This window comes from Cryobacterium fucosi, from assembly GCF_004403515.1.
Classification (GTDB): Bacteria; Actinomycetota; Actinomycetes; order Actinomycetales; family Microbacteriaceae; genus Cryobacterium; species Cryobacterium fucosi.
Genome location: NZ_SOHH01000068.1, coordinates 35,854 through 47,358, shown reverse-complemented (window position 1 = coordinate 47,358; position 11,505 = coordinate 35,854). Strand labels below are relative to the sequence as shown.

Genomic DNA, 11,505 nt, shown 5'->3' with positions numbered 1-11,505 from the left:
GGCTAGTTCGTGGCGGCGAGCTTCCCGCGACGTACCCGAAGCTGCTGCAGCGCCTCTTCAAGGAGCGACTCGGCCTCTTCCTCCGTTCGACGCTCCTTCACGTAGGCGAGGTGCGTCTTGTACGGCTCGAGCTTCACCACCGACGGCGGGTTCTCCTTGTCACGTCCGGCAGGCAGGCCGGACGACGGGCAATCTATGGTCGCCGGGATCTCATCGTCCGGGAGGTTCGCGGCGAAGTACCGGACGGTCTCATTCCCGAGGGCGTCCCAGTACGAGACCTTGATCCGGTCCGCGTGAAAACCGCGGTCCTGCTCGCCCATGGGGCCGGCTCCTACACGCGAGCCACGAATTGCGCTGCCACCAGATGCCATGATGTTCCTCCGCTAGAAAGGGGCGTTGAAGCTGATTGGCCGCTTGAGCCAATGTTGACTTGAACGGGTCGTGCCGAGCTCATCCGGCCGGGAATCAGCCCCGGCCGGGCGACGAGAATTACAGGCCTGCGTCGAACTTCGTGATCAGGCCGAGGACGACGATGCACGAGATCCACAGGAGTCCGAGGATGACGGTGATGCGGTTGAGGTTTCGTTCGGCGACACCGGAGGCGCCGAGGTTCGAGGTCACACCGCCGCCGAACATGTCCGACAGGCCTCCGCCACGCCCCTTGTGCAACAGAATGAGCATGGTGAGCAGGAGGCTCGTAATGCCGAGCAACACCTGCAGCACTACCTGGAGAATACCCACGCGAAACCTTTCACAGTGCGGTGGGGCACTTGCCCCACCAAGATCAGTGATAATCATAGCCTGACTCACGTCACAACCCGCCGTCCCCCGGTTCGGGGGACAGCGGGTTGCCTCAAACGGTCTGACCGGTGCTACAGGCCAACGTGCTTCTGAAAACGCACGATGCTGGAGAACTCGTCGATGTCCAGGCTTGCTCCGCCGACGAGGGCGCCATCCAGATTGGGCTCGCGCATGTAGCCGGCGATGTTGACGCCCTTCACGGAACCGCCGTAGAGGATGCGCGTCCTGGCGGCCACATCCTCCCCGAGGGTGTCCTTCAGCACGTTGCGCAGCTGGGCCGCAACCTGCTCGGCCTGTTCCGGAGTGGCGGCCTGGCCGGACCCGATCGCCCAGACGGGCTCGTAGGCCACGACGATGTCCGCGGCGTTGGAGACGCCGGACAGGGCCGCCTTCAACTGAGCAACCGGCACGGCGCTGGGACCGTGCAGTTCCAGGTCCGCGGCGGTCTCGCCGACGCAGATGATCGGAACCAAGTTGTGCTTGAGCGCGGCCTTGACCTTCGCCGCGACCTGCTCGTCGTCTTCCCCGTGCAGCGTGCGCCGCTCGGAGTGCCCGATCAGAACGTACTGGCACTCCAGCTGGGACAGGAACCCACCGGAGATCTCACCGGTGTAGGCGCCGGAGTCCTGCGCCGACAGGTCCTGCGCGCCGTAGGCGAGCGGGAGCTTGTCGGCGGACACGAGCGTCTGCACCGAGCGGAGATCGGTGAACGGCGGGAACACGGCAACCTCGACGGCTGAGAAGTCATGCTTCGCATCCTTGAGGTTCCATGCCAGCTTCTGCACGAACGCGATGGCCTGGAGGTGGTCCAGGTTCATCTTCCAGTTGCCCGCGATCAGCGGGGTGCGCCGCGGGTTGTCGTTTACTGCCATCCGAGGACCTCCAGTCCTGGTAGGCGCTTGCCCTCGAGGAATTCGAGGCTGGCGCCACCGCCGGTTGAAATGTGACCGAACTGGTCATCGGTGAAGCCGAGGATGCGCACGGCGGCGGCAGAATCGCCACCACCGACCACGCTCAGGCCGTCGACCTCGGTCAGTGCGCCGGCAACCGTCCGGGTGCCTTCCGCGAACGGAGCCAGCTCGAACACGCCCATGGGGCCGTTCCAGAAGACCGTCCTGGAAGACCGGATGATCTCGGCGAACGCAGCCGCCGTGTCGGGACCGATGTCAAGGCCGAGGCCCGAGGCACCGAATGGGGTGTCTTCGATCGCGTTGGCCGGGGTGATCACGTGTTCCGCGTCCGCCCCGAACTTCGATGCCACGACGATATCCGTCGGCAGCACGATCTTGACGCCGAGGCGCTCTGCTTCCGCCAGGTACCCGCGCACAGTCTCGATCTGGTCGGCCTCGAGCAGGCTTGCACCCACCTTGTGGCCCTGTGCGGCGAGGAACGTGAAGAGCATTCCCCCGCCGATGAGCAGCGAGTTGACTCGCGGCAGCAGGTGGCCGATGACGCCGAGCTTGTCCGACACCTTCGAGCCTCCGAGGATGACCGTGTAGGGTGCCTCCGGCTTCTCGGTGAGGCGATCGAGAACCTCGAGCTCCGCGGCGATCAGCAGACCGGCGGCGCTCGGGAGGATCGCTGCAAGGTCGAACACGCTGGCCTGCTTGCGGTGGACGACACCGAAGCCGTCCGAGACGAGGACGTCGCCGAGGGCCGCGAGCTCGTTGGCGAACGCAACGCGCTCGTCGTCCACCTTGCTGGTCTCCCCCGGGTTGAACCGGAGGTTCTCCAGCACGACGACCTCGCCGTCGGCCAGAGCCGAAACGGCAGCAGTCGCGGACTCGCCGACGGTGTCGGTGGCGAACGCGACGTCGCTGCCCAGCAGCTCAGCCAGACGGGTGGCGACCGGAGCCAGGCTGTACCTGTCCTCCGGCGCACCCTTCGGCCGGCCGAGGTGCGAGACGATCACGACTCGGGCGCCCTGCACGAGCAGCGCCTTGATGGTGGGCAGAGACGCGCGAACGCGACCATCGTCCGTGATCTCTCCGTCTTTCAACGGGACATTCAGATCGCAACGGACGATGACGCGCTTGCCGTGGAGCTGCCCCAGTGATTCGACTGTTCGAAGTGTCACCGTGGGCCTCGGTCAGAGGCTCTTGGCGACGAGCTCGGTGAGGTCAACCATGCGGTTGGAGTAGCCCCACTCGTTGTCGTACCAGGACGACAGCTTGACCTGGTCGCCGATGACGCGCAGCAGGCCGGCATCGAAGATGGAGGAGTGCGGGTCGGTGACGATGTCGCTGGAAACGATCTCATCTTCGGTGTACATGAGGATGCCCTTGAGGGGACCCTCGGCTGCTGCCTTGTAGGCTGCCTTGATCGCTTCCACGGTCACCGGGCGTTCGGCGATGACGGTGAGGTCGGTGATGGAGCCGGTGGGAACCGGAACGCGAAGCGCGAAGCCGTCGAGCTTGCCCTTGAGTTCCGGAAGCACGATTCCGAGCGCCTTGGCGGCACCGGTCGAGGTCGGAATGATGTTGACGGCTGCGGCGCGAGCGCGACGCAGGTCGGAGTGCGGGCCATCCTGCAGGTTCTGGTCGGCCGTGTACGCGTGGATCGTGGTCATCAGACCGGACTTGATACCGAAGTTGTCGTTGAACACCTTCGCCAGCGGCGCGAGGCAGTTCGTGGTGCAGGACGCGTTGGAGATGATGTCGAACTTGGCCGGGTCGTAGTCCTGCTCGTTGACGCCCATGACGATCGTGGCGACCTCTCCGGTGGCGGGAGCGGAGACGATGACCTTCTTGGCACCGGCGGTGATGTGCTTGCGCGCATCGTCGGCCTTGGTGAAGCGACCGGTGGACTCGATGACGATGTCGACGCCCAGGGCGCCCCAGGGGAGGTTGGCCGGGTCGCGCTCGGCGAGGACCTTAATCGGCTTGCCGTTGACGATGATCGAGTCGCCGTCAACCGAGACCGTGGCGGCAAGGCGCCCGGTGATGGAGTCGTATTTAAGGAGGTGAGCGAGCGTCTTCGTGTCGGTGAGGTCGTTCACGGCGACGATCTCGATGTCGCTGCCCTGGGCGAGGGCGGCGCGAAGATAATTACGGCCGATGCGGCCAAATCCGTTAATACCGATCTTTACAGACACGAATGTCTCCTAATCTTGTGCGCCGAAGCGCGTTTCTTGTGGGTGAACTGGACGAGGTGCCGGCCCCGGCGAGGGGGCCGGTCCTGCTATGAGAGCAGGAGCAGCCCGTTGGTCTTTTCGCGTGCGATGGTGAAGCGTTCCTGGACGTTCGCCCAGTTGACGATGTTCCAGAACGCCTTCACGTAGTCCGCACGCACGTTGCGGTAGTCGAGGTAGTAGGCGTGCTCCCAGACGTCGAGCATCAGCACGGGGATCGTGCCGGCGGCAAAGTTCGCCTGCTGGTCGAAGAACTGCTGGATGATCAGGCGCTGGCCGATCGAGTCCCAGGCGAGCACTGCCCAGCCTGAGCCCTGCACGCCGAGCGCGGTGGCCGCGAAGTGGGCCTGGAACTTGTCGAAGGAGCCGAAGTGATCGTCGATCGCGCTCGCGAGGTCGCCGGTGGGCTTGTCGCCGCCGTCCGGGGAGAGGTTGGTCCAGAAGATCGAGTGGTTGACGTGCCCGCCCAGGTTGAAGGCGAGGTCCTTCTCGAGCTTGTTGACGTAGGTCAGCTGTCCGGAGTCACGGGCTTCGGCCAGCTGGGCGAGGGCCGTGTTGGCCCCGGTTACGTAGGCCTGGTGGTGCTTGCCGTGGTGGAGTTCCATGATGGTGCCGCTGATGCTCGGCGCGAGCGCCGAGTAGTCATAGGCGAGGGCCGGGAGTGTGTATTCAGCCAATGTGTATCTCCTCTGTATTTGTCGGCGGGAAATGCTCCGCCACCAGTTTGTGAGCGACCTATCCAGTCTACTCAGGTCGCGCTGGCCGCGTGACGAGCAGCGGGATCAGACCTCGTCGAGGTCGGAGGGCAGATCCGCGTCGGTTCCGGGGATTCCCTGGTCTGCGGCCTTCTTGTCCGCCATCGCGAGCAGCCGGCGGATCCTGCCGGCGACGGCGTCCTTGGTCATCGGCGGGTCTGCGTGGTGACCGAGCTCGTCGAGGCTCGAATCCCGGAAGGACAGGCGCAGCTCACCGGCGTAGCGCAGGTGCTCCGGAATATCGGCCCCGAGGATCTCCATGGCTCGCTGGACCCGCGCGCAGGCGGCGACGGCGGCCTGCGCGGAGCGACGGAGGTTGGCGTCGTCGAAGTTGACGAGCCGGTTGGCGGTTGCCCGCACCTCGCGGCGCTGGCGGAGGGCCTCCCAGTTGAGCACGGTGTCATGGGCGCCCATGTGCACGAGCATCGCGCCGATGGCGTCGCCGTCGCGGATGACCACCCGGTGCACGCCGCGCACCTCCCTGGCCTTGGCGACGACGCCGAGGCGGCCGGCCGCTCCGACGAGGGCCATGGCCGCTTCGTTGCCCGGGCAGGTGATCTCGAGCGCGGCGGAGCGCCCGGGGTCGGTCAATGAGCCGTGGGCCAGGAACGCCCCCCGCCACACGGCGGCGATCTCTTCCTTCGACCCCGTGGTCAACCGGTTCGGCAGCCCGCGGATCGGACGTCGCCTGGCGTCGAGGAGCCCGGTCTGCCTGGCCAGGGTCTCGCCCCCGTCGAGAACGCGCACGAGGAAGTGGCTGGTCCGGCGCAGCCCGGAGGCCGCGATCACGGAGACGTCGCTGCGCACCCCGTAGAGCTCGGCCAGGGCCTTGCGGACGCGGCGGGCGAGCAGCGCAGTGTCGAGCTCGGATTCGATGGCGATCCGGCTGGAGATCATGTGCAGTCCGCCGGAGAACCGGAGGATGGTGGCCAGTTCCGCGGCCCGAACCGTGGTCTTCGAAACCTCCACGCGAGCGAGTTCGTCTTTAACGTCGGCGGTGAGTGCCAATCGCTTGTCCATTCTGTTGTCCTGGCCTTGTCCCGGCCGGGAGTTGTTCTGGCTGGCCCGGTGGCTGTTTCCAGGCACCCTCGGCCGTGGCTATTCTCGTCCGAGGTCGCGGTTCTTGAGGCTGACCGCCACCCCGGGAAAGTCCTTGATCCGGCGCGCGATTTCGGCCGACATGGCCACCGAACGGTGCTTGCCTCCGGTACAGCCGACCGCGATCGTCACGTGGCGCTTGTTCTCCCGCTGGTAGCCGGCGAGGACCGGCCCCAGTGCCGCCGCGTAGTTGTCCAGGAACTCCACCGCGCCGGTCTGGGCGAGTACGAAGTCCCTGACCTCTGAGTCCTGCCCGGTGTGCGCGCGCAGCTCGGGGATCCAGAAGGGATTCGGCAGGAAGCGCACGTCGGCGACCATGTCGACATCCGTGGGCAGGCCGTACTTGAAACCGAAGCTCATCAGGGTGACGTTGACCCCGGCCGTGTCAGCGGCCGCGAAACGGTCGGTGATCGTCGTGGCCAGTTGGTGGATGTTCAGGTCCGAGGTGTCGATGACGAGGTCGCAGGACTCCCGCACGGCACTGAGTTTGCTGCGCTCGGCCGAGATCCCGTCGAGGATGGTTCCGTCGCCCTGGAGCGGATGCGGCCTGCGCACGGACTCGAACCGGCGCACGAGCACGTCGTCCCTGGCCTCGAGGAAGATCACGCGCACGCGGGCGCTCTTGCGCAGGGACTGGACGATCTCCTGGAAATCGGTGAAGAAGCCCCGGCCGCGGATGTCGACGACCGCGGCGATCTTCGGAAGGCTGGTGCCGGCCCGGCTGACCAGTTCCACCAGCGGCCGCAGCATCTGCGGCGGGAGGTTGTCGACGACGTACCAGCCGAGATCCTCCAGCGCATTGGCCACGGTCGAGCGTCCCGCACCGGACATCCCCGTCACGATAAGCATCTCCTGCTTGTCGTTCTCCGTTGTCATATTCGCTCTCGCGCCTTCGGTTGTGGTGGATATCGCGTGTCCAGCCTACCGACCGGCCGAAGGGTTCAGGCGCGCAAGTGCTGATGGATGGTGCCCGCGAGGCCGGGGCCGATCCCCCGAACCTCGGCGATCGACTCCGCCGTGGCCTCCCTCAGCCGCGCCACGGAGCCGAAATGCTGCAGGAGAACCTTGACTCTCGCGGGGCCGAGACCCGGGATCTCGCCGAGGACCGTGGAGATGTCCCGTTTGCGCCTGGCACGTTGGTGGGTGATCGCGAACCGGTGCGCCTCGTCCCTGATCCGCTGGATCAGGAACAACGCGTCGCTGTTCCTGGGCAGGATCACCGGGTAGTCGGAGTCCGGCAACCAGATCTCCTCGAGTCGCTTGGCGATGCCGCAGAGCGTGATGCCGGTGACGCCGGACTCCCGCAGCGCGCGGGCGGCGGCGGCGACCTGCGGCTGCCCGCCGTCGACGATGAGCAGGTTGGGCCGGTAACGGAACTTGCGCCTCCTGGCCGGTGCACCGTCGTCGTCGGGCGACTCCGGTTCGTCGTCGGGGACCAGGTAGGCGAGGCGTCGGGTCAGGGTGCGGAAGATGGAGTCGGTGTCATCCGTCGATTCCGGGATACCGAACCGGCGGTATTCGTCGGTGCGGGGCAGCCCGTCCTCGAAGACCACCATCGAGGCGACGATGTTCGTGCCGCTGAGGTGCGACACGTCGTAACACTCCATCCGCAGCGGCGCAGACGGCATCCCCAGGGCCTCCTGGATGTCTTCCAGAGCCTTGGAGCGCGCAACGAAGTCCGAACTTCGCCGGGTCTTGTAGAGCATCAGGGCGTGTTTCGCGTTCTGGGTCGCCGTTGCCAGCAGGGCCGCCTTCTCTCCGCGCTGGGCGGCCTGGATGCGAACCTTGCGCCCGGCGATCCCGGCGAGCCAGTCCTCGAGGGCCTCGGCGTCATCGGGCAATTCGGGAATCACGATTTCCCGCGGCGGCACGGCATCCCCGCCGTAGGCGGTCTGCATGATCGTGTCGATGAGTTCGCTGGTGGTCAGGTCGAGTTCCTTGTCGACCATCCAGCCGCGGACGCCCCGGATCCGGCCGCCGCGCACGATGAACAGCTGCACCGCGGCCGCCAGCTCGTCCTCGTCGAAGGCGAACAGGTCGATGTCGACATTGTCTCGCAGGACCACGGCGCTCTTCTCGAGCACCGCGTCCAGGGCGCGGATCTGGTCGCGCCGTTTGGCGGCGGTTTCGTATTCCTGGTCGGCCGCGGCGACCTTCATCTCCGCGGTGAGCCGGTTGATCAGCTTGCGGTCCTGGCTGCCCATGAAGCCGACGAATTCGTTGACGATGACGCGGTGTTCCTCGAGACTCACCGTGCCGGCGCACGGTCCGAAGCACCGCCCGATCTGACCGGCGAAGCAGGGCTTGCCCGACTGCATCGCCCGCTTGTAGTTGGCGTTGTTGCAGGTGCGGATCGGGAAGGCCTTGAGCATCAGCTCGATGGTCTCGTGCACCGCCCAGACCTTCGGGTACGGCCCGAAATAGCGGGCCCCGCGGATGCCGGTGGTGCGGGTGACGAGGGCACGGGGCGCCTCATCGGCCAGGGTCACCGCCAGGTAGGGGTACGACTTGTCGTCCTTGAACTTGACGTTGAAGGGAGGGTCGAACTCGTTGATCCAGGTCCACTCGAGCTGCAACGCCTCGACCTCGGTGCCGACGACGGTCCACTCCACGGAATTGGCCGTGGTGACCATGCGCCTGGTGCGCTCGTGCAGGCTCCCGAGGGGCGCGAAGTAGTTGCTCAGCCGGGCCCGGAGGTTCTTCGCCTTGCCCACGTAGAGCACGCGTCCGGTTTCGTCACGGAACCGGTACACGCCCGGGCGGGTCGGGATCTCGCCCGCCTTGGGGCGGTAACTCAGCACGTCGGACATGAATTCCCCTGGTCTGCGCCTACTGCGCCGCCAGGACCTCCTTGAGGAATTTCCCGGTGTGGCTCTTCTTGACGGTGGCGACCTGCTCGGGGGTGCCGGTCGCGAGCACGCGCCCGCCGCCCGACCCGCCCTCCGGGCCGAGGTCGATCACCCAGTCCGCGGACTTGATGACGTCGAGGTTGTGTTCGATCACGATGACGGTGTTGCCCTTATCGACGAGGCTGTTGAGCACCAACAGCAGTTTGCGGACGTCTTCGAAGTGCAGGCCGGTGGTCGGCTCGTCGAGCACATAGACGCTGCGCCCGTTGGAGCGGCGCTGCAGCTCGGTCGCCAGCTTGACGCGTTGCGCCTCCCCTCCGGACAGGGTGGTGGCGCTCTGGCCGAGCCGCACGTAGCCGAGGCCCACCTCGACCAGGGTCTTGAGGAAGCGGTGGATAGCCGAAATAGGCTCGAAGAATTCCGCCGCCTCGCTGATGGGCATGTCGAGCACCTCGGCGATGTTCTTGCCCTTGTAGTGCACGGTGAGGGTGTCCCGGTTGTAGCGCGCTCCCCCGCACACCTCGCAGGCGACGTACACGTCGGGCAGGAAGTTCATCTCGATCTTGATTGTGCCGTCGCCGGAGCAAGCCTCGCAGCGGCCGCCCTTGACGTTGAAACTGAACCGCCCGGGGAGGTATCCGCGCGCCTTGGCCTCGATCGTTTCGGAGAACAGGGTGCGGATCTTGTCGAAGACGCCGGTGTAGGTCGCCGGGTTGGAGCGCGGGGTTCGCCCGATCGGAGCCTGGTCGACGTGGATGACCTTGTCCAGGTGGTCGAGGCCGGTGACCCTCGTGTGCCTCCCCGGCAGCTTGCGCGCACCGTTGAGCCGGTTGGCGAGGACCCGGTAGAGGATGTCGTTGACCAGGGAGGACTTGCCTGAGCCGCTGACCCCGGTGACGGCGGTGAACGTGCCGAGGGGGAAGCTCACCGACACCTTGCGGAGGTTGTTCGCCTCGGCCCCGACGACGGTGATCTCGCGGGTGGGGTCGATTTCGCGTCGCGCGGTGGGTGTGGGAATGGTCCTCCGGCCCGCCAGGTAGTCGCCGGTCAGGGACTTCTTGTTGGCCAGCAGGCTTTCGTACGAGCCGGAGTGCACGACGTGACCGCCGTTGACGCCGGCGCCCGGTCCGATGTCGACGATCCAGTCGGCCGTCTTGATGGTGTCCTCGTCGTGTTCGACGACGATCAGGGTGTTGCCGAGGTCGCGCAGGGCCACCAGGGTTTCGATCAGTCGGCGGTTGTCGCGCTGGTGCAGCCCGATGCTCGGCTCGTCGAGCACGTAGAGCACCCCGGTGAGGCCGGAGCCGATCTGGGTGGCCAGGCGGATGCGCTGGGCCTCGCCGCCGGACAGCGTCGCGGCGGCCCTGGCCAGGTTGAGGTAGTTGAGGCCCACCCGGATCAGGAAGTCGAGACGGGCCTTGATCTCTCGGAGCACCTGGGCCGCGATGGTCGATTCACGATCGGTCAGCTCGAGCTTGTTCATGAACGAGCGGGCGTCGGTCAGGCTGAGGGTGCAGACATCCGCGATGCTCGAGCCGTGAACCAGTACGGCGAGGACCTCCGGCTTGAGCCGGGTGCCGGAGCAGACGGGGCAGTCGACCTCGCGCAGGTACTCTCCCCAGCGTGCCCGCTGCGTGTCGGATTCGGCCTGGAGGTACTGGCGTTCGATGTAGGGCACGACACCCTCGAAACCGGAGGTGTAGCTCATCTCCCGGCCGTACCGGTTCTTCCACTTCACCTTCACCTCGAAGTTGTCGCCGCGGAGCACGGCGTTCTGCACCTCGGCGGGCAGCTCGCCCCACGGGGTGTTGAGGGAGAAGTCCAGGTCGCGGGAGAGCCCGTCGAGGAGTTTTTCGTAGTACTGGAACAGGCCCTTGCCCTGCGTGGTCCAGGGCAGCACGACCCCGTCCGCGATGCTGAGCTCCGGGTCGCCGAGCAGCAGGTCGGCGTCGACGGACATCCGGGTGCCGAGCCCGGAGCACTCGGGGCAGGCGCCGAACGGCGCGTTGAATGAGAAGGTGCGCGGCTCGATCTCGGTCAGTTGCACGGGGTGGTTGTTCGGGCAGGAGAGCTTCTCCGAGTAGCTCTGCCAGGCGTCGTCGCCCTCGCCGTCGACGTAGTTGATCTGCACGATGCCGTCGGTGAGTTTCAGCGCGGTCTCGAGGGAATCGGTGAGCCGGCTGAGCAGCTCGGGCCCGGCGACCAGCCGGTCGACGACCACGGAGATGTCGTGCTTGATCTGCTTCTTGAGCACGGGCGGCTCGTTCAACTGGATCTGGGTACCGTCGACGATCGCCCGCGAGTAACCGCCGGCGGCCAGTTCCTTGAACAGGTCGACGAATTCGCCCTTCTTCTGCGAGACGACGGGGCTGAGCACCTGGTAGCGGATGCCGGCCTCCAGCTCCATCAGCTGGTCGGCGATCTGCTGCACGGTCTGGGCCTGGATGACTTCGCCGCAGACGGCGCAATGCGGCACGCCGATGCGCGCCCAGAGCAGCCGCATGTAGTCGTACACCTCGGTGATCGTGCCGACCGTGGACCGGGGGTTCCGGTTGGTGGACTTCTGGTCGATCGAGACGGCGGGGCTGAGCCCCTCGATGAAGTCGACGTCGGGACGGTCGACCTGGCCGAGGAACTGGCGCGCATAGGCGGACAGCGACTCGACGTACCGGCGCTGGCCCTCCGCGAAGATGGTGTCGAAGGCGAGCGACGACTTGCCCGAACCGGACAGCCCGGTGAAGACCACGAGGGAATCCCGGGGGATCTCCAGGTCCACGTTGTGCAGATTGTGCACCCGTGCGCCGCGAACACTGAGTTTTGACCCGGACTCTACCTTGGAAATTGACACCGTTCGAGTCTATGCAGTGCGGCC

The 11,505-nt window shown here is 66.3% G+C and carries 10 protein-coding genes; all 10 read right to left on the bottom strand.

Annotated features, from left to right (window positions below; all coding sequences use genetic code 11):
* Positions 1 to 2: 2 nt before the first annotated feature.
* Entirely contained in the window at positions 3 to 371 is a 369-nt protein-coding gene (locus tag E3T48_RS09870) for an RNA polymerase-binding protein RbpA (RefSeq protein WP_134523893.1), read from the bottom strand.
* A 118-nt stretch (positions 372 to 489) separates the two neighbouring features.
* Positions 490 to 741, bottom strand: a complete 252-nt coding sequence (secG, locus tag E3T48_RS09865) for a preprotein translocase subunit SecG (RefSeq protein ID WP_134523892.1) — start codon at positions 739 to 741, stop codon at positions 490 to 492.
* 131 nt (positions 742 to 872) lie between these two features.
* Positions 873 to 1,673 (bottom strand): triose-phosphate isomerase, encoded by an 801-nt coding sequence (gene tpiA, locus E3T48_RS09860; protein ID WP_134523891.1) that lies wholly within the window; start codon positions 1,671 to 1,673, stop codon positions 873 to 875.
* Positions 1,664 to 2,878: a phosphoglycerate kinase gene (locus tag E3T48_RS09855; protein ID WP_134523890.1), complete on the bottom strand. Its 1,215-nt coding sequence runs from the start codon at positions 2,876 to 2,878 to the stop codon at positions 1,664 to 1,666. The genes tpiA and E3T48_RS09855 overlap by 10 nt, the downstream gene beginning before the upstream one ends.
* Before the next feature lie 12 nt (positions 2,879 to 2,890).
* Entirely contained in the window at positions 2,891 to 3,895 is a 1,005-nt protein-coding gene (gene gap, locus E3T48_RS09850; RefSeq protein ID WP_134523889.1) for a type I glyceraldehyde-3-phosphate dehydrogenase, read from the bottom strand.
* A gap of 86 nt (positions 3,896 to 3,981) precedes the next feature.
* Complete coding sequence (locus E3T48_RS09845; RefSeq protein WP_134523888.1) at positions 3,982 to 4,608, bottom strand: superoxide dismutase; 627 nt, start codon at positions 4,606 to 4,608, stop codon at positions 3,982 to 3,984.
* A gap of 105 nt (positions 4,609 to 4,713) precedes the next feature.
* Positions 4,714 to 5,694: a DNA-binding protein WhiA gene (gene whiA / locus E3T48_RS09840; protein ID WP_134523944.1), complete on the bottom strand. Its 981-nt coding sequence runs from the start codon at positions 5,692 to 5,694 to the stop codon at positions 4,714 to 4,716.
* Positions 5,695 to 5,784: 90 nt separating this feature from the next.
* Positions 5,785 to 6,660 (bottom strand): RNase adapter RapZ, encoded by an 876-nt coding sequence (gene rapZ, locus E3T48_RS09835; protein ID WP_134523887.1) that lies wholly within the window; start codon positions 6,658 to 6,660, stop codon positions 5,785 to 5,787.
* Between the two features lie 65 nt (positions 6,661 to 6,725).
* On the bottom strand, positions 6,726 to 8,594 hold the full coding sequence (gene uvrC, locus E3T48_RS09830; protein WP_134523886.1) for an excinuclease ABC subunit UvrC: 1,869 nt from the start codon (positions 8,592 to 8,594) through the stop codon (positions 6,726 to 6,728).
* A gap of 19 nt (positions 8,595 to 8,613) precedes the next feature.
* The gene (gene uvrA / locus E3T48_RS09825) at positions 8,614 to 11,481 is read right to left on the bottom strand and encodes an excinuclease ABC subunit UvrA (RefSeq protein ID WP_134523885.1); all 2,868 of its coding nucleotides are present in this window, start codon (positions 11,479 to 11,481) and stop codon (positions 8,614 to 8,616) included.
* Between the last annotated feature and the right edge of the window lie 24 nt (positions 11,482 to 11,505).